Origin of the sequence: Luteolibacter sp., from assembly GCF_039920825.1 — a bacterium.
Taxonomy (GTDB): domain Bacteria; phylum Verrucomicrobiota; class Verrucomicrobiia; order Verrucomicrobiales; family Akkermansiaceae; genus Luteolibacter.
The window spans coordinates 82,268-102,873 of the sequence record NZ_JBDSCX010000078.1 but is presented as its reverse complement, the minus strand read 5'-3'; the positions used below and the strand labels follow the sequence as shown (position 1 = coordinate 102,873).

Here is a 20,606-nt window from a genome sequence, read left to right as displayed (position 1 = left end):
CTGAATCGCGGAATCGAATCAGATGAAGGAAGTTTACACACTCGAGGATCTGTCATCCCGCGATCTGTTGGACGCGGGTGCCGCCAAGCCCGCGCGTCTGGCGGTGATCGGTTATCCGGTGGCGCATTCGGCATCGCCGCAAATGCATCAACCCGCGCTCGATGCGGCGGGCATCGACGCGCGCTACATCCGTTTGGAAATCGAGCCCGGCCGGGTGGGGGAGGCCTTTGCGCTGATGAGGGAGCTGGGTTTCATCGGCTGCAATGTGACGGTGCCGCACAAACTGGACGCGATGGCGGCCTGTGGCGGGGTGCATCCCGAGGCGCGGGTGTTAGGTGCTGTCAATACCGTCCGTTTCGACCGGGACATGACGCGTGGTTTCAATACGGACGGTCCCGGGTTTGCACGGGCGATCGAGGATGAGTTCCAGGTGGAGTTCGCATCGCTAAGGGTCGCCATCGTCGGCGCGGGTGGCGGCGCGGGTGGGGCGATCGCCACGCAAGGCTGTCTATCAGGCGTGAGCAAGCTCGTCCTGGTGAACCGGACGCGGGAAAAACTGGTCCCGCTGACGGAGCGTCTTGGTGGAATCCGGCCCGAATCGGAAATCGTCGCGCTTTCCTTCGATGATGTCGCGCTGGAAGAGCAATGCCTGAGCTGCGACCTGATCGTGAACACATCATCGGTGGGTTTGAAACCGGGTGATCCGTCGATCCTGCCGGCAGGCTGTTTGAAAAAAGAGCACCTCGTTTATGACACGATTTACAAGCCGGCGGTCACACCTCTGTTAGCGATTGCGACGGAAACGGGATGCCGGACCGCGAATGGATTATCGATGCTCATTCACCAGGGAGCGCTGGCGTTCCAGCATTGGTTTCCCGGTTCCGAGCCGCTGCCCGTGATGAAACGGGCGCTTCACGCGGACTGAACTGCTATTTCTTAGCAGGTGCATCCGGAATCTCCATTCCGGGCTCATCGACGGAGTACCAATGGCAGGCGATGACGTTTTCGATTTCAAAACGGCGCTCCATGTTGACTTCGAAGCGACGAATTTTCACGCGAACCCGGATGAGTCCTTCGGGATTGATGCTCGGAAGATTCAGACCAAAAGGCTGCTTGGCGCTGCGTTCGAGTTTGAATGCGGCATCGAGCAGGCGGCCATTTTGGGTGTCGCGCTTGACGATGAATTCCGGAGATTGGAATCCGGTGTCGTTGGCGTAGCCGAAACGCGGGGCGTAAAGCACCACGCTGATAGAATCCTCGCTCTTGCGTTCATCGGCGAGACGCTCGCGGGCTAACAACCGGAACTCTCCTTCCACCTCGCCGCTGCCAGCCAGAAAGAGCGCCCATGGCGAGTCGCTGTAACGTGCGTAATGATCCCAGTCGATCCGCCATTCGTCGTTTTCCCGGACGAAAACGACGTCAAAAAGGCGTCCGTCGGGTGACGAAAGATGGATTTCAACAGCATTGCCGTTGGGCAGGTGCAAAATGGATGATCCCTGAATCCCCAGATTCCGCGGATCGACGTTGGTCAGCGGATTCATGCTGTAGAACAGCGCCATGCGGGCGGCCGTGGTGACGGGCGAGCTTACGAACTGGTTGCGTTCTTCGGGAGTGGCGGCGCTGAGAAATCCCGTTAGGGCTTCCAGGCAGAGGGGGGCGGCGTCGTTCAGTAGCTGGATGTCTTCCGGGGAGACGGACGGCTTTGCGGGAAGCGTGCTTTTGACGCTGGTGATGTTAGGTTGATCGTCCGGCCAGAGGGTTTTTGCTCCGTAGACAATCGCAACCAATACTACCACCCAGCCAGTCATGAGTTTCAGCATGAAAAAGCTTTGTTTCCGCTTCTTGTGGGAGGGCTTCTTGCGCTCGGCGGCGGATTCCTGGGGATCCGCTAGGGGAAGCGGTGCGATGTCCGTGGAATCCGGGGATGGTAGATCGATTCCGAGGGAAGGATTGCAGCCGCAGGAAGTGCAGAACCGGTCGCCGGGCTCTCCGGCAGTGGATAGAAACAGCGAACCGCAGCGACCGCAATGAAACCAGGATGTGTTGTTGGCGTTCACGGTTCGATTGTTACGGTGACACCCAGTCGACATGGAGCATCTCTTCGATCAGCCATTGATTTGGCAATGCGCCTTCGGGGCCACGTTTGAGACGGAGAGTCATTTTCTTCGGTCCTTTCGGCTCCGTGATGATCGAGCCCGTCTGGAGCTCCTGTGCGATTTTTCCAATATCCCGCGAGCTTCGGGACGCATAACACCAAATGGCGGTTTCTTCGTCGGGAGAAGCCAAGCTGAAACTCTGATAGTCCGCCTCCGGGAAATTGGCAGTGTAGAAGGTCGAGATGGAAAGCACACCACGGATTTCGCTTCCGTCGCAAGGACCCGATTCGAGTTCTTTGAAGGTGGCCGTGCCGTAGGCTGTGGTGGCTTTCCAATCTAGCAGCAGCCGATTGTGATCGTTGATGAAATAGGCGGCGAATTTCGAGTGGTCGGGAAGGTTGCCCTCCAGCAAGCCGCAGGAGTGTCCTGCCAGCTCCACTACGATCCACGAGGAATCGTCGGCAGGAGCCCATTGGCTTGAAACCGTCATGGGCTGCCAGCTCTTGGCCAGCGTGTCTTTCATAACGGCACCGTCCCGGATCATCGGAATGATTTCATCGAAATGAGCGGCTTGAGTGAACGAGCGATAAATCCGAATGGCCTCGGGCTGACGCTCAAGAAGCCAGTTCAACTGCTCCGAGACTTTCGGGCTCTCGTCCTCTTCAAGCAACGGCATTTGGCTGCCCGGAGTTTTCCGTGCCGCGTTCGTCGCGTTGATTTTTGGCAGCAGGTACATTCCCAAAACGATCAGGGCGGCGATTCCGGCACCGGTGCCGATGAGCCATCTCGGCGAACTGCCATGAACGCGTCCCCATTCCCTGCCTTCTCCCCGTGGATTTTTCCCGCCATCCAGACGAGCGGGTTTTTCGTGGAAGGTGACGATGCGTTCTACTCTGGGAGGAGCGGAATCTTCCTGTTCCAGCCTTACCACGCTGCCGTTGATTTCCTGAACCTTCAACTGTCGTGGCGTTTCGAACGTGTCATTTCGAATCACGCTCGATTCAATCCGCAGGCCGTTTTCGGGACTGGCGGCCACGGTGGGCGCTCTGTCTGCAACGGATCGTCGTGGAGGCAGAACGCTGACTGCGACATTGATTTCCCCGACATGTCCGTCCGAATCACCCCAGTCATCGTCCGGAGTGACCTCGGGGACGTGGTTGTTGGGATCGGAAAAACCTGAACTCATGAGAGAAATGGAGGCGGCACAGGATGGGGGCGATTCCGTCGGCTTGCAAGCGGGTTCGGGCGGTCATTGTCCGCCAAGCTGGCGATCCAGTGCGGCATCCATCGCCTGCTCGACCAGCCGGGCGGCGAGTGCTTCGGTGGCGGCATCGAGGCGTTGAACCGCGATTTTCAGAGGATTTGCAGCTCCTCCGGCGAGCGCGGCGCGGACGGCGGCGGCGGCGGATTCGATTTCCTCTCGTTCATCGTCTTTTGCGAGTCCTTGGTTTAGAACGGATTCCACGGCAGGGAGCAGTTCCTCGGCTTTCAATCTCGCCTCAGTAAAAATTCGCTCGGCCATGTCCGTGAAGGCATGCTCGACCGACTCGCTGACCATCGCTTCCACCGCCGCGTCGTCCACGTTCACGGCGGCGCTCTCGATCCTCACCACGATGTCGGTTCCCGTGGAAACATCCCGGGCAAGCGCTTCCAGAATGCCGTTTTCATCGATCTTGAACTGCACGCCCACTCTCGCCCGACCTTTCGGAGAGGGGGAAAACGCCACATCGAAGCTGCCGAGTTCCCAATTGTCCTTCGCCATCTCGCGTTCGCCCTGGAGCACGCGGACCCGCATCGTGGCTTGGCCGTCGGCTGCGTTGGTGAACATTTCACCGGCCTTGCACGGGATGGTCGTGTTGCGCGGAATCAGCACGTTCATCAACCCGCCAAACGTTTCGATGCCAAGGCTCAGCGGTGTCACGTCTAACAAAATCATCTGTCCCAGCGCGCCGCTCATCACGCCGCCTTGGATCGTCGCTCCGAGGGCGATCGCCTCGTCCGGGTGTTGCGAAACATCCGGTTCGCGTGAAAAAAGCTCCGCCACCGCGCGGCGGACGGCAGGCATACGGGTGCTGCCGCCGACGACCACCACCGCGCTCAGGTCCTCCGCTTTCAACGCGGCATCCGCGAGTGCTTTGCGGCAAAGATGAAGAGTTCGTCCGATCCAAGGTGCCGCGAGTTTTTCCAACTCCACGCGCGTGATCGTTTCCTCCAAACTACGGCTGCCGTCGTAGAATGGCACGCGGAAGACCGCCTGCTCATTTTCCGATAGAGAAAGCTTCACCCGCTCCGCCTCGGCGGTTAGGCGGACTCTGGCAGCACCGTCGATTTCCGCGATGCCGGCCCGCTCCATCATGCGAGCGAGGATCAATGCATCCAGATCGTCACCGCCGAGCCGCGTGTCGCCGTGGGTGGCGAGCACTTGGAACACGCCGTCCTGCATTTCCAGAATAGATAGATCGAAGGTCCCGCCGCCGAGATCATAGACCGCGACGCGGGCCTTCTCTCCGAGCTTGTCCAGGCCATAGGCGAGCGCGGCGGCGGTCGGTTCGTTGATGATTCTAACGACTTCGAGCCCGGCGAGTTCGCCGGCGCGCTTCGTCGCGGCGCGCTGGGCATCGTGGAAATAAGCGGGCACCGTGATCACCGCTTTCCGGATTTCCGCGCCCATCCGCCACTCCGCGACGCGCTTCATTTCCTTTAAAATCTCCGCGCTGATTTCCTCCGGGGTTTTGCCCAGCACGCGGGGAAACCCATCAGTTCCGGCATCGACGGGCACCGGGAAATTTTCCTCCACCTCGTTCATCCGCCGCCCCATCAGCCGCTTGATGCTCGTCACCACGCGCTCCGGTTCCAGCGCACGGCGGCGCAGGGCTTTGGCTCCGATTTCCACTGAGCCATCCTTACCGATCCAAACCGCGCTAGGCGTGATGCGTTTGCCGTCTTCGTTGGCTAACAAAATGGGAAACCCCGAGTCCACCACGCCCACGGCGGAGTTCGTTGTCCCCAAATCGATTCCCAAGATCATTTCGCTCATCGCGGCGAGCTTCATGGCCGGTGTGGACCGCGTCAACGCCGTGAAGCGGATTTCCGCCGTTGACGACCGGGGCCTGAATTCGTTTAAACTTCAGGGTGAACAAAAAGAATCGTCTCGCGGGCAGATTTCTGCCGTCACGGGTTTATGCCCGCTGGAAGTGGACCGTGCGTTTCGGGCTTGGCGTGGTGCCATTGGTCCTATTTCTCGCCGGTGCCCTGGCGCTTTATCTCGCACCGGGCCGCTACCGGAGCACGGTTGTGTTCGAATATGTGGGAACCCGGCCCCTTCCCGAAGTGGTGGAACTCCTGAAATCCAACAATGTTTTTGAGATCGCCGATGACTCCGCGGAGATGTCCAAGCGCATGGGGGTGTCTAGAGGTACTGCCTTCGAAAGCTTTTCCAAGCGTCTCGAAATTTCCGTGAACGCCGCCAGCAGAATGATCGAGTTGAAGGTGACGGATGTGCAAAAGGAACTCGCCCGCGACCTCGCGGCAGCACTTCCCAAAGCCCTCGATTCCTACGAATCCACGCTTCTCAGTCATACGATTCTGGCGCAAGTGAATGTTTTGGAAAATTCCCTAACCGATGCGGGTGACGAGGTGGAATTGAAACGCCTGAATCTCGCCAGACTCCTCACGATCCGTGGCGACCAGGAGACGGATCCGGCCGCGAGGCTCGATGTCGATGCGGCCCGTCGCGATTGGGAAGATGCCCACAGCCGGGTTCTCGCCACACAGGCGCGGATCGGAGAGACCAAGCTTCAGCTCCCGAATCCGGGAAAATGGGTGATTGTGCATTCGATTCCCCAGATCTCGGATCGGCCTGTTTCCGGAGAAACGGACGAAACTATGGGCACGGTGATCCTCCAGTCGCTTGCAACCGGACTTGCCTTGGCGTTGTTGGCACCCTATCTCCTCGAACTCGCATTTCCCCGTCGATCACGGCGGAGACCGACGGCTTCCGAGAAGTGGACGGAATTTTCCGGCGTTCCGGAGCAGATCTAATCGGTGGATCCGCGGTGAACTCCGCCCCGCCATGATGAGCGCAACCTTGCGTCCATTTCGCGCAAGCAGCCGTTAGCGGGATTTCGGAGAACGGCACAGGATTCGCGGCGTCATGCAACGCCGTCTCGCACTCATCCTCCTCGCCAGCTTCGCAACCGCGCTGGCCGCTCCACCTGAAGAAGACCGCAAGGCCATCCTTTCGATGGCGGGAAATTTCAAGGTCACCTTCGACTTCAAGGAAACCTTTCCGATCGCTCCCGGCTACACGCCGCTGAGCAAGGATTACCATGAGGAGGCCGTCGAGGTCGTCACATTGGTAGAAGATACCCCGGAGCGGATTGCGCTCCAGCATTTGTTAGTTGTCGGCAAGGAGGGCAAATCCCGTGTCATCAAACATTGGGCGCAGGTCTGGACTTGGCAGGACACGCGCATTCTCGACTATGCCGGCAGCGACGGAAAGGAAGTCTGGCTGCGCCCCGAAATCACAGCCGAGCACGCGAAAGGCCAATGGTCGGAGCTGGTCACCAGCGTGGATGACACTCCGCGCTACGAAAGCCTCGGCCGCTGGACCCACGAATTCGGCGAGTCCTACTGGACCAGCGAGCCAACACGCCGGCCGCTGCCACGCCGCGAGTATGAAGTCCGCGATGACTACGACTATCTGATGATGAACACCCGCTACTCGCTTACTCAGACCGGTTGGGCTCACTCGCAGGACAGCCGCAAGGTGGTCGATCGTGGTGGGAAAAAATACACCCTCTCCCGCGAAACGGGGTTGAACCAGTACTCCCGCACCGATGATCCGCTCGCAGTGCAGGCGATCGATTGGTGGAAGGAAAACGCCACCGTCTGGAATTCGATTCGCAATTTCTGGATCGATGCCGGGCAACAACCGGGACCGACGTTCTCCTTCGAGCTTAAGAAGGACGGCATGACCCTGAAGAAAAAATTCGACGAACTCGAGAAAGCCAAACCCGCTCCGGAAGCCGTCACCGAGGCGCTGACTCCCTATCTATCCGTTTCCCGGTGAAATACCACCCATCGCATCCGATCATGAAATCCTTCATATGCCTGTTCGCTCTCTGTCTTCCTCTATCAGCCGCAGTTACCTACAGCCTTCCCGGCTCCACCGAGAAATCCACGTGGATACTGAACAGCACCAACTATCCGTCCGCGACTTATCGGACTTTCGGCACCGCCAACCTCGCATGGGGCGCACCGGCCGCGCCTACGTCCGGCACCTCCAGCGCTGTGTTCAATAAAGTCTCCGGCTACGGCTACATGTCCGGCTCCGGTTTCATGTACACCGCCGGCGAGGAGGGGTTCTTCAGCATCACTGACAGCAGCCCGCTCGCTTCGCTGCAAACCATCGTTCTCCAGGGCGGCATCAGCGATCCATTCGCAAGTATTCCGGTTCTCAACTACAATGGCGGCAGTCAGGCGATTGCGGCGGACTACTTCTCCGTCTTTACGGGATCAACCTATCCGGATCGTGTTTGGCAATGGGACCTGAGTGCCATCGCCGGACCGATTACCAGTTATGAAATCCAGTTCTCCGGACATTTCGCAGCCACCTCGCTGACGATCGATACCAGTGACAGCTACCTCCAGGTTATCCCGGAGCCCTCCACTGGTTTGTTAGGCATTGCCGCAATAGGCCTCACCCTCATCCGCCGCCGTCGTGCTTGAGCCCATTTCCTGTTCCCTGAAACGTGTTGGGGTGTCGCTGCTGCTCGGTGTCTCCGGCCTGACCGCCGGAGGCACCGGGCCATACACCGCCCACGCCCCGCAGCCTGCGGCGGATCTCTGGATGTATCCTAACACTCCTACGCCCGGGACGCGGACGACGGCCTCGACCTTTTCCTATCTGCCGTTCACCGGCGTCGATGACCGCTACGGCCAGTTTGTCGTCAAATTCAACACGGTCGCGGCTGGCATTCCCGCCGGGCTGGGTTCGTCCAATTATGACATCCACCGGTTGGTTTTCACCGCGGTTTATGCATCCGAGGAAAGTCTTCCCTACGACCCGACGGAGGATCCCCGCGCATCCCTCGGATCCGCGCCTACCATCGCCGATCCGGATGCGGGGAGGCCGCTCGAACTCCACGGCACCGGTTTCCGCGGAGGTTTCACGGCCACCACGTTCAACGAGACCTCACCTTATGGATCGAGGAATGCCTTCGCATCGAGCTTCGATGCCGCCGGTGTCGCGCGGGATGTGACTAACAGCATTACCTTGGGATACGAAAGTTATCCCTGGGCGATCGGGAAAATCTCCGCACCTGTTGATATCAATGCGAATCCCGTGGTTTACGTGCCGTTGCTGCCGGGCGAGGTGATCCCGCTTTATTCCCACGTCACCTTCGAGATCAATCTCGCCTTGCCGGGCGTCGCCGACTACGTTCGGCAAGGACTTCATCAGGGGTGCTTGTGGTTTAGTCTCAGCTCTTTTCATCCTGTCACGGGACCGGGAAGCAGTGGATTTCCAGCCTATTTTACCCTTAATCATCCCGAGCAGGCGTTATATGGCGATGTCGCACCGACTCTGGACGCCGAGTTTTCCCTGCCGCTCCGTGTCGCGTCGTTCAGCCGTTCCGCAGCGGGAAATACCGCGAATCTAACTTGGAATGGTTCGCCCGGTTTCAAATACGTCGTCGAAGGAACCAGCAATCTCGCGACGGGCGTCTGGTCGCCGCTCGGCACGTTCACCACCGCCACACCCGTAACTCTAACATGGTCCGGAAACGCATCCTTGCCCCGCACCTTCTTCCGCATCGCCCGCACTTCACAGCCATGAAACATCGCCATTCAGGATTCACTCTGATCGAAACACTCGTCACCATTTCCATCATCGCGGTGCTCGCCACCATCGGCATGGTGGGTGTCCGGAGCGCGAGGGAGAAAGCGAAAACCATTGTGGAGATCAATGCCGCGCGGAATCTGATCACGGGTTATCTCGGCAATGCCGCCGAAAACAACGGACAGGTCATCGCGGGCTATCAGAACGATCCGGCCGCCACCAACCTCGAAGGAAAACTGCTGGCCGACCCGATGAACGCCCGTTATCCGTGGCGCCTCGCGCCAAGTGTTCCCGCAGTGAAAGGGGTTCTGTTATATAACGGAACCGAGTCGGCGCTGGAAGCGGAGAATCGAGACTACCTCGTCAGTGTCCATCCGAATATGGGCATCAATGCCACCCTCGTCGGCGGACATTTCGGCGGCGGCAGCCCGCTGGCCCCGACACCCAGAATCATTGCCGCTTATGGAAAATTCTACCTCAGCCATCTTGCCGAATCCGAGGATCCCGGGAAGCTGGTGGTCTTCGCGTCCGCCAGATCGGGGAAAAACCAACCGGGCTATTTCGAGGTCCGCTCACCGAATCTAACGAGTCGTGTCTGGTCCTCGGCGAAATTCACAGCGGAAAGCCAGGCTCCCACCCATGGCTTCGTCGATTTCCGTTGGGGAGGCAAGGCCGTCGCAGCGATGCTCGGTGGAAATGTGGAATTGCTCGACGAAACCCAGCTCCGCGACATGCGCCGCTGGTCCCACCAAGCGGCCCGCGCGAACGATCCCGATTTCATGATCACCCGCCAGTGACTGGATAGAGGGAAATCACGCGTCGTTCCTTCCCAACCGCTTGCTGGGAGACTCGCCGGTTTCCTCGCGGAACGCCTTGGCGAAGTGGCTGAGGCTCTGGTAGCCGACTTCGAGAGCGACTTCTGTGACGTTCATCTTGCCGGAGTCCAGCGCTTCGCAGGCTCTTTCTATCCGCAGTCGGCGCAAGTGGCGTTGCAGGGTGGTTCCGGTTTCGGAGCTGACCCGTCGGGAGAGATGATGGGGTGCAACGCCGACTTCCTTTGCGATGGCCGTGAGATCCAACGGTTGGTCGAGGCGCTCGCGGAGCAGGTGGATGGCCCGTTTCACCGGATCGCGGTCACGAAACAAGGTGCAGAAACCACCGCTCTCATTGGATTTTCCACGAAAAAGGCGGACAGCCGCCCATTCGAGGACGCGCGCTTCGGCAATTAACTGACTCGGTCCTGCTTCAACAGCAGCCAGCGCCTCGCACAGATCCCGCTCCCAAACACCCATCAGCCCGCAAAATGCGACCGGGCCACCATCGCGGAGCCATTTCCCGAGATCCGGGTGCAGCCATTCCATGTTTTTTCCCAGCCGTCCGAAGAGCCATTCCCGGGAAATGACCACGACTTCCAGGGTGTGTAAACCGGGATAACGCACACAGGACCAATCGCCTGCCTTGCCTCCGCCGGTCATCGCATACATTCCCGGCTTGAGGACGAACCGGTCATTTTCCCCCCAAACGAGGCCGCTGCCTTCACGGTTCAGCCATAGCCAGATCGCGCCCTCCGATGAAACTTTCCACCGCCAGCCACCCGAGGAAATCCGGCCAGCCACCCTACCGCGACGAAGATCGCCGGCCTCGCCCCACCATATTTCCGCCACGGGATTGTCATTTGCCCCGTGGTTCCTGGCGGGTATAACCGGATTGCTCACGCAAGTATTTTATTGAGAATCGTTCTCAATAGTCAAGGGCGTTCGGCGGGATTTGGCAAGTTTGCGATGGCGTGGGAGTGGTGTTAGCTCGATTCCGGGCGGAAATACGTTGCAGCGTCGGCGTCGGTGGTCACCATTCTTCCGACCTCCCCAATCCGCCGATATTTTCGTTAGACCTCGTATGCTTCTCGATAACCTTCCCAGCCTCCACGACGCCGCTCCGATCATCATTTCTTTGATCATCATCGAGGGGCTGCTCTCGGTGGACAATATGTTGGCGATCGCCGCGCTGGCCAACCAACTGCCGGAAAAGCAGAAGAAAACCGCGCTGCGCCTCGGGCTCGGCGGTGCCTATTTCTTCCGGATTGTGGCGTTGTTCTTCGCCGGCTTCATCATGGCCAACGAGTGGGTGAAGTTCCTCGGAGCCTTCTATCTGATCCACCTGATGGCGGAGCACTTCAGGGATCATTCCAACGAGAACGATGGAAATCCCGAGACCAAGGCCCAGAGAATTTTTACTTTCTGGCCGACAGTGATCTCGATCCAGTTGATGGATCTGAGCCTGAGCGTGGACAATGTCGTCGCGGCTGTGGCCATGAGTCCGGACATCCGGATCGTGTGCCTCGGGGTGGTACTGGGCATGTTGACGTTGTGGATGTTTGCTTCTGTCAGCCTGAAACTGGTGGAGAAATTTCCAATCCTGGAGCACACGGCGTTCCTTCTCATCGGCTACGTCGGAATGATTCTTCTAACGGAGTTGTCCGCGGATTACTTTTTCCACACCCACATCCACATCTCCGCCTTCCAGAAATTCATCGGCATCGTCATCATCATGGGGCTCTCATTCCTTTACGACCGGACCCCGGCGGTGCAAAAAGTAGCCGATCCGCTCTTCAAGATGGCGATGCTGCCGATCAAGGCTTACGCGGCGGTTGCCGGCACGTTGATCGCGATTCTCCTCTGGCCGTTCAAGGCCGCCTTCCGGTTGTTTCAGAAGCCAGCGTGAATGTATAAGGAGGGCGGACACTTCTGTCCGCCCGGCCAATGGAATGCGAAAGGTTAGTGCGATTGGCTCGGTTTCTTTCTCCGCCCATTGGCATCCACGACAGGAGTGTCATGGCTCCTTATTTCAGCATACGCCGAAGTCCGGCAATTCTTCTTTGTGGCTGCCTTCGTTCCGCATCCACTCCGCAAGCATCTCTTCGTCGGTCATCGCTGCCCACAGCTTGCGGACATGATCATTGATGAATTAAAGCAACCTCGCCCGCAGTAGTTCGGTGACCTGCTTCGGGTTCGGCTTGGTGGAGGCGGACTTCATGACCTGGCCGGTTAGGAAATTGAGGAGCTTCTCGTTACCGCCTTTGACAGCTTCGACTTCGGACGGGTTGTTGGCGATGACTTGCTCAACGAGCCCTTCGAGTTCGCCAGCGACGGCGGGTTTGAATCCGAGGCTGTCGGCGATGGCGGCGGGATCTTTTTCAGGGCTTTCGAAGAGCACGGTGAAGACTTCTTTTGCCTGGTTCGCGGCGAGCGTGCCATTTTCCATCAGCAGCAAGAGCGCGCGAAGTTTTTCGGGAACGACAGGGCATTCGGAGATGCCGAGCGAGCGCTCGTTGAGGGTGCCTAGCAGGTTGTTGATGATGAAATTGGCGACCTTCTTGCCGGGGATGGCGGCGTCGCTCACGGCTTCGAAGTAAAGGGCGAGATGCTTGTCCGAGGAAAGTACCGAGGCGTCGTAGGCAGTAACGCCGAGGTCGCTCTCGAAGCGGGCGGCGATCTCGTGCGGCAGCTCGGGGACGAGCGGACGAACCTTCGCTAACAGCGGCGCGGTTTCGATGGGCAGCAGGTCGGGGCAGGAGAAATAGCGATAGTCGTGGGCATCTTCCTTCGTCCGCATCATCTGGGTTTCGCCGCGGTCGTCGTCCCAACGGCGGGTCGATTGGATCTGCGGGATGCCCCGGTCGAGTTCCTCGGTCTGGCGCTGGATTTCGAAATGGATGGCGCGGCGGATGGCGGAGATTGAGTTGAGGTTTTTCAACTCGACCTTCTGACCTAACGGTTCTTCGGCTTTCTTGCGCAGCGAGATGTTGACGTCGCAGCGGAGCTGGCCCTTTTCCATGTCGGCATCCGAGACGCCGCCTTGCTGGAGAATCATCTGGAGCGAGCGGACGTAGGCGAAGGCCTCCTCGCCGGATTCGAGATCAGGCTCGGTGACGATTTCCATCAGCGGTGTGCCGGCGCGGTTGAAATCGATGAGCGAAGAGCTGCCGAGGTGGGTGGATTTCGCGACGTCCTCCTCAAGGTGGATGCGGTTGAGTCGGACCGTTTTACCGGGGTTGGCGATGCTCTTGCGGACATCGGTCGGGTAGCAATGTTCGTAAAGCGGCACGCCGCCACCGATACACAGGGGAAGGTCCATCTGGGTGGTCTGATAGTTCTTCGGCATGTCCGGATAGAAATAATTCTTCCGGTCCCATTTCGAAATTTCAGGCGATCCACAATCGATCATCAGACCGGTGAGCAGCGTTTTCTCGATGGCCTCGCGGTTGAGCACGGGCAGCGCGCCGGGCAGGCCGAGGCAGACGGGGCAGGTGTGGGTGTTGGGCGTGTCGCCGAACGAGGTTTCGCAGGCGCAGAACATCTTGGTCCGCGTGTTGACTTGGCAATGGACTTCGAGGCCGATGGTGACGAGATAAGACATGGGAAGAGGTTGAGAGTCGAAGGTTGAGAGTTGAGAGTTTGGAAAGATGACGAGGAAAGTGGTGAAAGTCGGAGTTTTTCTAACTCTCAACTCTCAACCCATGACCCTCAACTTTCTTCAGAGATTCAGATCGCGGAGGAGTTTCTGGATTTTCGGATCGGCGAGGGCTTTGGTCAGCAGCGGGTGGCGCAGGAGTGTGCTGAATTTTCCCTCGCGGGCAAGGTTTTGGAGGTCGGGGTCATCGACGATGATGGCGCGCGGGATGGGTTTTCCCGTCTGTGGGTTGATGACGGGAACGAGCGGGGATTCGGATTGGGCGGCGATCAATTTCGCGAGGGTCAGCCGCGAGGGCTGGGTGAGCGGGTCGAGATTCTTGATCCACGATTCGGGCAAGGCGTCTTCGATGGAGGCTTTGAGCCGCTGGCTGAAGCCGTCCGGGATGGTGTCTTGTGAGCCGCTTGATTTTTCCGAAAAGGCACGGACTTCTGCGATCGAGCCATTGTGATGGATGAATGTCGCGCCGATCAAACACAGGAGCGAGGTGGGGATCAATGCGAGCAGCAGCAGAAAAGCGGTCCTGATGATGGATCGCGGCTTTGCTGGCTCATGGTCCTTCCTGTGGGGACTGAAGATCGACTTGGCAATCTTCCGGATCACGAAAAAGGACACGAGAAATGCGACGAGGGGTAATCCGTTGGTGATCCATGGAACGGATTTTCCCATCCAATCGACGGACAGTGTCGGTGCTTCCTGCCAGACCCGGAAACCGAGCCACGCGCTGAGGCTGAGTGCGACGGTGCCGATGATCATCCGCGTCATCCCGCGCAGCATCACGAACCCGGCGCACACCGCGAAGATGGTAAGCGCGGCGGTGCCGAGGCTGATTTGGGGGATGGAGTCGGGAGACAATGTGAAGAAGTTGATGGTTGAGCGTTGAGAGTTGATGGGAAGAGGTGGAGATGAATCGGGATGTCCCGGATGGTGACTCTTTTCCGCCTATCCACACTCAACCGAGGGCTTTTTGCCTGAGCAAATGATCCGTAAGCACCAGCGTCGCCATGGCTTCGACGATGGGCACCGCGCGCGGCAGGACGCAGGCGTCGTGGCGGCCGCGGCCCTTGAGCTCGGTGTTTTCGTGGCTGGAGGTCACGGTGTCCTGCTCGGTCATGATGGTGGCCGTGGGCTTGAAAGCGACGCGGAAGATGATGTTTTCACCATTGGAAATGCCACCTTGGATGCCGCCGGAGCGGTTGCTGGTCGTACGGACCTTGCCGTCGATCATGCGGAACGGATCGTTGTGCTCGCGGCCTGTTAGTAAGGTCCCGGCGAAACCGGAGCCGATTTCAAATCCTTTCGTTGCGGGCAGCGAGAGCATGGCTTTTGCAAGGTCGGCTTCGAGCTTGTCGAAGATCGGTTCGCCGAGACCGGGCGGGCAATTCCGGATGACGCACTCGATCACGCCGCCGACGGAGTTGCCGTCGTTGCGGATCGCCTTGATGCGCTCGATCATCGTTTCCGCCATCGCGGCGTCACCGGTGCGGACGATGTTGGATTCGATGTCGTCGTAGGTAACGGTTTGCGGATCGACGTCGGCGTTGAGCTCCTGGATGGATTTCACCCAAGCGAGGATTTCGATGCCGGGATGAAGCTTGTCCAACACCTGCCGGGCGACAGCAGCGGCGGCGACGCGGCCGATGGTTTCGCGGGCTGAGGCACGGCCACCGCCGGATGCGGAGCGGATGCCGTATTTCGCGTCGTAGGTGTAGTCGGCGTGGCTGGGCCGGTATTTCACGGCCATTTCATCGTAGGCGCCGGGGCGTTGGTCGGTATTGCGGACGAGGATGGAAATGGGCGAGCCGAGGGTGAGGCCGTCTTGTAGGCCGGAGAGGATTTCGGCGGTGTCCGCTTCCTTGCGTGGAGTGACGATCTCGGATTGGCCCGGGCGGCGGCGATCGAGTTCGTGCTGGATTTGCTCCTGCGAAACGGGAACGCGCGGCGGGCAGCCGTCGATGATGACGCCCACGCTGCCACCGTGCGACTCGCCGTACGTGTGAATGCGGAAAACCTGGCCGAAAGTGGAAGACATGGCGGCAGGGTAAACAGCGAGCGGCAGCGGGCAAGCGGGATGAGTTTCTAGTTTCAGTTTTCAGCACCGGGGACTTAGAAGAATCCATGCGCTTGAAACTGCCCGGCCGGGTGATCGAATTTCCCCGGCGTCCCTTGGTGATGGGGATCGTGAACGTGAATGACGACTCGTTTTCGGGGGACGGGACTTTGGATTTTGAAATCGCAATCGCCCAAGCCCGAAGCCAGGTGGCGGCCGGGGCGGATGTCATCGATGTGGGGGCGGAAAGTGCGCGCACGAACCGGAGCGCCGTGTCGATCGAAGAGGAAATCCGTCGGTTTTCCGGATTTCTGGAGCGGTGGGAGGATGCTTTGGACGGTCTAAAACCGAAAGATGACGCCCAAATCTGGCCACCGGCTTTGTCCGCGAACACTTGGCGGAGCGAGGTCATCGAGAGCGTTTTGAAATCCGGAAAAATCGAAATCGTGAACGACATGAGCGCGCTTCCCGATGATCGGAACGCACGGCTTTGCGCCGGAAGTGGAGCAGCGCTGTTGATCATGCACAGCGTGGGCGAGCCGAAAATTCCCCATTTCCAACAGCAATGGGCCGATGTGATGGGGGAGTTGGAGCGGTTTTTTGAGGAGAAAATCGCGATGACAACCGCCGCCGGACTTGCCGCGGATTCAGTGATCCTGGACCCGGGCATCGACTTCGCCAAACAACGGGAGGATAATCTAACGATCTATCGGGAGCTGGAGCGTTTGCGGCGATTCGGGCGTCCCGTGCTGGTGCCGGTCTCGCGGAAAACGGTGATCGGCGAGGTATTGGACCTGCGCGATCCAACCGAGAGAGATGCCGGAACGATCGCCTGCATCAGCGCCGCGATGTCGCGCCGGGCTCAAATGTTCCGCGTGCATCATGTCGAGGCTGCTTGGCAGGCGGTGAAAACGCTCAATGCCGTCCTGCGGATTTCCTGAAAAACCGAGTGATTTGAAAAGCCGGTTATTCAGCAAATGTTGAATTTAAATAATTGTAACTTATTCATTTTAAGGGAGTTTAATTGTCTTGTCGGGGTCGGGAAATTTACTATGAATGCTGCAATGTGATGCACCCAGCATTGCAGATTCCCCCCCACCCACCCCCCACATGAAAATGAAGATTCCGCTCATCGCGGCTCTTGCCGTCGGGATGCCAGCCATCTCCAGCGGATTCACGCTCGATGCCGTCGGTTACGGCGGTTCCGAGCTATCACTCAATCCAGTGTCGGTATTTGTTCCCGGTTACGGTGAACTGGTATTCCAAGCGGCTGTCGGCTCCTCAATAGTAGTCAATTCCGCTTATCAAAACGACAATGGATTCGGAGGTCCGTCACTGAATTTCGATCAAAACGATTCGATCAAAATCACCTTCAACGGCCTCGAACCGTTGAACGTGGACTTTGATTTTGTCGGAGTATCGGCTGGAGAAAGTTTCGTGGTCCAGAAGGATCTGTTCACCCCCCAGGCATTTCTCGTCACCTTGCAAGGCGGCGGAGATGGAGCAGGTTTGTATGCGATCAGCTGGAACACACAGGCTGTTCCAGAGCCGGCTTCCGCGTTATTGGGATTGATCGGAACTGCAGTTTTCGCCTTCCGCCGTCGTCGTTAGACCGCGTCGGGAAAATCGAAAATCCAAGGCGTGTCCCTTCACCGGGGCCACGCCTTTCTCGTTTTTAGCAAACGTGGCAATTAGCGTTTCGTCGGCTTGATGCTGGTCGCCGTCAGTTCCTGCGTTTCCCGGAAAATGACCTTGCCGTCGCGGTAGCGGGTTTTTTCCTCGCGAACGATCCCGGTTCCTGGCGCGAACCAAGTGGTGCGGCGGAGTTCGAGTTCTCCGTCCATGCCGGTCATCAGCAGGCGGATGGTGGGAAATTCCCCGGCGGGCACCTTGATGACTTCGCGGGCGACTACCCGGGTCTTTCGGGTGAGGCTGCCGCTGGGTGCGCTGATGTCGGGGGATTCGGTGCCGGCTTTCATGCCCGCGACGACGAACGGCACCGGATGACTGAGCCACATCGGCTGGGTGGTGTCCGGGCGCATGATCATCGATCCACGCATCAGGATCGCGTCGTCGCGGATTTCCACGAACTCGCGTTCGTGCGGTGAGCCAGGCACGATGACCTCAAAGCAATCGACTTCGGGAAGCCCGTTGGCCGCGGAAACCTTGCCGAGGTAGGTTCGCGTCCGTTGGAAACTCTCGTCCACTTCCGCCGCGCCGGGGGAGCTAACACCTGCCGGGATTTCCAAGTGGACCTTGTAATTCCAAGTGTCACCTTTGGTCACTGGCAATAAGGGAATGTCTTTTTCCGCGGCGACTGTTGCTTCTGCCGACGGTGATTGGGCCGCTGGTTTTTTTGATGAATCGCACGACGTTGCTAACAAGGCGACGGCGACGGAAATGAAAAGCGAGGAGTTTTTCATGATCAGGGCAGGGGTGGGCCGAGGTTGGAGACCGCGTGATTTCCTCCCGCGTGGGGAGCTCCGAGGCGAAGCCGCCAGAGGTGGTTGGGGAAAAAGGCAGGCCCGCGTCTCCGTAAGATCCCGATGCATACCGTGATCCCGGCGATGATGGGTAAAATCGCGGCCAGCGTCGCTAACAGCGCGATTTGCTTTTTGCGGGCGTTGGTTTCCTGCTCCAGACGAAATTGAGTGGTCGCCGTCTGGAGCATCTCCGTGTGGTTGATGGCGTTTTTCATCCAGTAGCGCAGCATGTCGGCCGATTCGCTGGCGGCGGCTTTCACTTTGTGGGCTTCATCCGGTTCCGCGCGTGCCCGGCGTTGTCGGTCGTTCACGTCCTGCTCCACATTTTCCGGGCGGATGTGATCGATGATCTGGCCGGCAGGGATAATCCACGGGCTGTTAGGATTGCCGGGTACATGCAGCACGACGCAATGAATCTGCGATCGGCACCATGCCTCTGCAAACTGCCGGGCCACATGCTCTGGCGGCGCGCTTCCGGTGTCCTTCAGAACCACCACGATGACGTCGACATTCTCTTCCTTGAAATTTTTCGCCAGTGGCTCCGCAATCTCCTTCACCACCGCCGGATCCAGAAACTCATCGGGATCGAACACCGACAGCGCCGGACGCGGACCGTATTCGAACGCCCCCTGACTGTTGGCGGAAACCGGAACGGCGAGAAGAATTGCCAACAGGAAAATGACGGTTTTGACGTTCATGGAAATCACTTGGCGGCGTGTCGCGAGCCGAATCTCCTCCACGCGCGGTTCAGTTGTTCACGGCTGCCGTTGAAAAAGCGGACGATGGCATCCGCGGGTTTTCCGGCCCGCCAGGATTCGGCCATGGTGGCCAAAATCGTCTTCCACTCATCGTCGGATAGAAATGGTTCAGCCGCGTAACCGGGGATGACCGCCGCTTGTCCGGTGTCCGCGTTGACGAGTAGCAGGATGGTCCACGCGCGTTCTTCCAGAGTTTCGTTCTCGTGAAACGGGCAGGCGTTGAGCAGCCAGAATCCGAACAGCGAAAGGCGTGTCTCGCGCGGCAGGCCGACGCTGCAGATGCGCCATTGAAACTGCGGAAAACGACGGCTCACGGCATCGCGGGCGCTTTCGATTTTCCGCAGATCGCGGTCCTTGAAAATCCCCGCCGCATCGAGGATCGGCAGCAGGGGTGGCGGTGGATCCGGGAAAATCACCATCGAGTCGCCGCCGGTGAAATTGCACGCCGGACACCACTGGGCATCCGGCTTCAGCGGACCGGCGCAAGCGGGACACGTAATGATGCCGGACGTCACGCGCCGGGGGGCACTGCGGCGTGTCGTTTCTGATGGATCACTCATTTTTCCAAACGGATGGCAGTGGATCTGCCGTGCGCGTCAAGGCCCTCGATGCGGGCAAATTCCTCCACCACGGAAAGCGATTTGCGTACCGAGTTTTTGTCCAGCCGCACGATGCTTGTCCGGCGTTGGAATTGGTCGGCGCGGATTCCCGAAAACGAACGGCCGGAACCGCCCGTCGGCAGGGTGTGACTCGGGCCGGCCAGGAAATCCCCGACCGCCACCGGCGAATCATTCCCGAGGTAAATCGCTCCGCAGGTCCGGATCAACGGCAGCCATCGATCCTCCTCCGCCGTGATCAGCGAAAGGTGCTCTGGCGCGAAGGTGTTGCAGAGGGCGACTCCGTCCGCAAACGATTTCAAATGCAGCAGGAAAGTGCCGCGCTTGAGGACCTCCTTGATGATTTTCGAGCGGGAAAGAGCGGGAAGCTGCTTGTCGATCGCTTTCACGACCTTTCCTAACAGCGCCTTCGAGTCGGTCGCGAATCCCACCACGCTGTCGCCGCCGTGCTCGGCCTGTGCGAGAATGTCGGCGGCGATGAAATCCGCGTTCCCGGTTTTGTCGGATAGAATCAGGATCTCGCTCGGACCCGGCAGCAGGTCGATGGAAACCGCGCCGACAAGCTGGCGTTTCGCTTCCACGACAAAACTGTTCCCCGGTCCGAAAATCCGGTCCACCGGCTTGATCGAGCGTGTTCCGAGGGCGAGTGCCGCGATGGCCTGAGCCCCGCCGACCTTGATCGCTTCCGTCACGCCCGCCGCTTTCAGTGCGTAGAGCAATGCGGGATTCACCGTGCCATCCGCACCGCAGGGAGTCGCTGCTAGAATTTCAGGAACGCCGGCAGCCTGGGCAAATCCGGCGGTCATCAGCGCGGTCGAAACCAGCGGAGCCTTGCCGCCGGGAACATAAACGCCCACCCGGTCGAACGGCGTGAACCGCTCGCCCACCGTCGCACCCTCTGCGTTTTTCGTGGACCAATCCTTCCGCAGGCTCTTGTTGGCGAACGCATGGATGTTTTTCAAACTCCGCGCGACCGCGGTCTTCGTTCCGGCGGTGACGGCTTTTTCCGCAGCGGCGAATTCCGCTTCGCTGACGAAAAGCGTCTTCGCCGTGAGCGTCGCGCCGTCGAAGCGCTTGGTGAAAGTAAACAATGCCTCGTCGCCCTTATTCGCCACTTCGGCAATGATCGAGGTCACCAGATCGCGCACGCCGGGTTCCGGCAAAGCACGGCGGTTGAGGCGGCGGACAAACGGCGTGTAGCCGGAATCGAGGTAGCTGAGAATCTTCATGCCGAACGGTTGTCGGGGAACATGATCACGGATCACCGGTTCGCCAAGCCTGATCCTGCGGG

General features: G+C 59.1%; 20 protein-coding genes. 9 read left to right on the top strand and 11 right to left on the bottom strand.

Annotation, left to right across the window (positions count from 1 at the left end):
• The first annotated feature begins 22 nt into the window (after positions 1–22).
• Positions 23–925 (top strand): shikimate dehydrogenase, encoded by a 903-nt coding sequence (gene aroE / locus ABIQ96_RS22565; RefSeq protein WP_348216910.1) that lies wholly within the window; start codon positions 23–25, stop codon positions 923–925.
• Between the two features lie 4 nt (positions 926–929).
• Here the strand turns inward: aroE and ABIQ96_RS22560 are convergent, their stop codons facing one another.
• The 3 genes from ABIQ96_RS22560 to ABIQ96_RS22550 all read right to left on the bottom strand — a co-directional run bounded on the left by ABIQ96_RS22560 (position 930) and on the right by ABIQ96_RS22550 (position 5,148).
• Entirely contained in the window at positions 930–2,057 is a 1,128-nt protein-coding gene (locus ABIQ96_RS22560; RefSeq protein WP_348216909.1) for a hypothetical protein, read from the bottom strand.
• A 10-nt stretch (positions 2,058–2,067) separates the two neighbouring features.
• Complete coding sequence (locus ABIQ96_RS22555) at positions 2,068–3,282, bottom strand: hypothetical protein (RefSeq protein WP_348216908.1); 1,215 nt, start codon at positions 3,280–3,282, stop codon at positions 2,068–2,070.
• Between the two features lie 63 nt (positions 3,283–3,345).
• A complete protein-coding gene (locus ABIQ96_RS22550) occupies positions 3,346–5,148 on the bottom strand; it encodes an Hsp70 family protein (RefSeq protein WP_348216907.1) in 1,803 nt (600 codons plus the stop codon).
• Positions 5,149–5,228: 80 nt separating this feature from the next.
• Here ABIQ96_RS22550 and ABIQ96_RS22545 point away from each other — a divergent pair, with 80 nt between their 5' ends.
• From ABIQ96_RS22545 to ABIQ96_RS22525, 5 genes are all read left to right on the top strand, one after another.
• Complete coding sequence (locus ABIQ96_RS22545; protein WP_348216906.1) at positions 5,229–6,137, top strand: hypothetical protein; 909 nt, start codon at positions 5,229–5,231, stop codon at positions 6,135–6,137.
• 112 nt (positions 6,138–6,249) lie between these two features.
• Complete coding sequence (locus ABIQ96_RS22540; protein WP_348216905.1) at positions 6,250–7,167, top strand: DUF6607 family protein; 918 nt, start codon at positions 6,250–6,252, stop codon at positions 7,165–7,167.
• Positions 7,168–7,190: 23 nt separating this feature from the next.
• Positions 7,191–7,826 carry a PEP-CTERM sorting domain-containing protein gene (locus ABIQ96_RS22535; protein WP_348216904.1) on the top strand — a complete coding sequence of 212 codons (636 nt, stop codon included), beginning with the start codon at positions 7,191–7,193 and terminating at the stop codon, positions 7,824–7,826.
• Positions 7,819–8,934 (top strand): hypothetical protein, encoded by a 1,116-nt coding sequence (locus ABIQ96_RS22530; protein WP_348216903.1) that lies wholly within the window; start codon positions 7,819–7,821, stop codon positions 8,932–8,934. The genes ABIQ96_RS22535 and ABIQ96_RS22530 overlap by 8 nt, the downstream gene beginning before the upstream one ends.
• The gene (locus ABIQ96_RS22525) at positions 8,931–9,734 is read left to right on the top strand and encodes a type II secretion system protein (RefSeq protein ID WP_348216902.1); all 804 of its coding nucleotides are present in this window, start codon (positions 8,931–8,933) and stop codon (positions 9,732–9,734) included. Before ABIQ96_RS22530 ends, ABIQ96_RS22525 begins: the two co-directional genes overlap by 4 nt.
• 15 nt (positions 9,735–9,749) lie before the next feature.
• Here ABIQ96_RS22525 and ABIQ96_RS22520 read toward each other — a convergent pair whose 3' ends face one another.
• Complete coding sequence (locus tag ABIQ96_RS22520; protein ID WP_348216901.1) at positions 9,750–10,652, bottom strand: AraC family transcriptional regulator; 903 nt, start codon at positions 10,650–10,652, stop codon at positions 9,750–9,752.
• A gap of 181 nt (positions 10,653–10,833) precedes the next feature.
• Between ABIQ96_RS22520 and ABIQ96_RS22515 the strand changes: the two genes are divergently transcribed.
• The gene (locus tag ABIQ96_RS22515; RefSeq protein ID WP_348216900.1) at positions 10,834–11,658 is read left to right on the top strand and encodes a DUF475 domain-containing protein; all 825 of its coding nucleotides are present in this window, start codon (positions 10,834–10,836) and stop codon (positions 11,656–11,658) included.
• Positions 11,659–11,901: 243 nt separating this feature from the next.
• On the opposite strand, the gene gatB is transcribed toward ABIQ96_RS22515, so the two are convergent.
• The 3 genes from gatB to aroC form a co-directional block, all read right to left on the bottom strand.
• Positions 11,902–13,353, bottom strand: a complete 1,452-nt coding sequence (gene gatB / locus ABIQ96_RS22510; RefSeq protein ID WP_348216899.1) for an Asp-tRNA(Asn)/Glu-tRNA(Gln) amidotransferase subunit GatB — start codon at positions 13,351–13,353, stop codon at positions 11,902–11,904.
• 117 nt (positions 13,354–13,470) lie between these two features.
• Positions 13,471–14,262 (bottom strand): hypothetical protein, encoded by a 792-nt coding sequence (locus ABIQ96_RS22505; RefSeq protein ID WP_348216898.1) that lies wholly within the window; start codon positions 14,260–14,262, stop codon positions 13,471–13,473.
• 97 nt (positions 14,263–14,359) lie between these two features.
• On the bottom strand, positions 14,360–15,439 hold the full coding sequence (gene aroC / locus ABIQ96_RS22500; protein WP_348216897.1) for a chorismate synthase: 1,080 nt from the start codon (positions 15,437–15,439) through the stop codon (positions 14,360–14,362).
• Between the two features lie 86 nt (positions 15,440–15,525).
• On the opposite strand from aroC, the gene folP reads away from it, so the two are divergent.
• A complete protein-coding gene (gene folP / locus ABIQ96_RS22495; RefSeq protein WP_348216896.1) occupies positions 15,526–16,398 on the top strand; it encodes a dihydropteroate synthase in 873 nt (290 codons plus the stop codon).
• A gap of 169 nt (positions 16,399–16,567) precedes the next feature.
• Positions 16,568–17,068 (top strand): PEP-CTERM sorting domain-containing protein, encoded by a 501-nt coding sequence (locus ABIQ96_RS22490; protein ID WP_348216895.1) that lies wholly within the window; start codon positions 16,568–16,570, stop codon positions 17,066–17,068.
• Positions 17,069–17,148: 80 nt separating this feature from the next.
• Here ABIQ96_RS22490 and ABIQ96_RS22485 read toward each other — a convergent pair whose 3' ends face one another.
• Genes ABIQ96_RS22485 through hisD form a run of 4 tightly spaced genes read right to left on the bottom strand, consistent with a single transcriptional unit; the run spans position 17,149 to position 20,544 of the window.
• The gene (locus ABIQ96_RS22485) at positions 17,149–17,880 is read right to left on the bottom strand and encodes a hypothetical protein (protein WP_348216894.1); all 732 of its coding nucleotides are present in this window, start codon (positions 17,878–17,880) and stop codon (positions 17,149–17,151) included.
• A 2-nt stretch (positions 17,881–17,882) separates the two neighbouring features.
• The gene (locus tag ABIQ96_RS22480) at positions 17,883–18,638 is read right to left on the bottom strand and encodes a TPM domain-containing protein (protein ID WP_348216893.1); all 756 of its coding nucleotides are present in this window, start codon (positions 18,636–18,638) and stop codon (positions 17,883–17,885) included.
• Between the two features lie 5 nt (positions 18,639–18,643).
• Positions 18,644–19,258, bottom strand: a complete 615-nt coding sequence (locus tag ABIQ96_RS22475) for a TPM domain-containing protein (RefSeq protein ID WP_348216892.1) — start codon at positions 19,256–19,258, stop codon at positions 18,644–18,646.
• A complete protein-coding gene (hisD, locus tag ABIQ96_RS22470; protein ID WP_348216891.1) occupies positions 19,255–20,544 on the bottom strand; it encodes a histidinol dehydrogenase in 1,290 nt (429 codons plus the stop codon). The genes ABIQ96_RS22475 and hisD overlap by 4 nt, the downstream gene beginning before the upstream one ends.
• Between the last annotated feature and the right edge of the window lie 62 nt (positions 20,545–20,606).

What these genes read in the sequence shown, in the direction of transcription:
- ABIQ96_RS22485 (WP_348216894.1), bottom strand. Translation starts at nt 17,880, where the DNA reads ATGAAAAACTCCTCGCTTTTCATTTCCGTCGCCGTCGCCTTGTTAGCA.
- aroE (WP_348216910.1), top strand. Translation starts at nt 23, where the DNA reads ATGAAGGAAGTTTACACACTCGAGGATCTGTCATCCCGCGATCTGTTG.
- ABIQ96_RS22550 (WP_348216907.1), bottom strand. Translation starts at nt 5,148, where the DNA reads ATGAAGCTCGCCGCGATGAGCGAAATGATCTTGGGAATCGATTTGGGG.
- ABIQ96_RS22515 (WP_348216900.1), top strand. Translation starts at nt 10,834, where the DNA reads ATGCTTCTCGATAACCTTCCCAGCCTCCACGACGCCGCTCCGATCATC.
- aroC (WP_348216897.1), bottom strand. Translation starts at nt 15,439, where the DNA reads ATGTCTTCCACTTTCGGCCAGGTTTTCCGCATTCACACGTACGGCGAG.
- ABIQ96_RS22490 (WP_348216895.1), top strand. Translation starts at nt 16,568, where the DNA reads ATGAAAATGAAGATTCCGCTCATCGCGGCTCTTGCCGTCGGGATGCCA.
- ABIQ96_RS22525 (WP_348216902.1), top strand. Translation starts at nt 8,931, where the DNA reads ATGAAACATCGCCATTCAGGATTCACTCTGATCGAAACACTCGTCACC.
- ABIQ96_RS22540 (WP_348216905.1), top strand. Translation starts at nt 6,250, where the DNA reads ATGCAACGCCGTCTCGCACTCATCCTCCTCGCCAGCTTCGCAACCGCG.
- ABIQ96_RS22475 (WP_348216892.1), bottom strand. Translation starts at nt 19,258, where the DNA reads ATGAGTGATCCATCAGAAACGACACGCCGCAGTGCCCCCCGGCGCGTG.
- folP (WP_348216896.1), top strand. Translation starts at nt 15,526, where the DNA reads ATGCGCTTGAAACTGCCCGGCCGGGTGATCGAATTTCCCCGGCGTCCC.
- ABIQ96_RS22480 (WP_348216893.1), bottom strand. Translation starts at nt 18,638, where the DNA reads ATGAACGTCAAAACCGTCATTTTCCTGTTGGCAATTCTTCTCGCCGTT.
- ABIQ96_RS22555 (WP_348216908.1), bottom strand. Translation starts at nt 3,282, where the DNA reads ATGAGTTCAGGTTTTTCCGATCCCAACAACCACGTCCCCGAGGTCACT.
- gatB (WP_348216899.1), bottom strand. Translation starts at nt 13,353, where the DNA reads ATGTCTTATCTCGTCACCATCGGCCTCGAAGTCCATTGCCAAGTCAAC.
- ABIQ96_RS22535 (WP_348216904.1), top strand. Translation starts at nt 7,191, where the DNA reads ATGAAATCCTTCATATGCCTGTTCGCTCTCTGTCTTCCTCTATCAGCC.
- hisD (WP_348216891.1), bottom strand. Translation starts at nt 20,544, where the DNA reads ATGAAGATTCTCAGCTACCTCGATTCCGGCTACACGCCGTTTGTCCGC.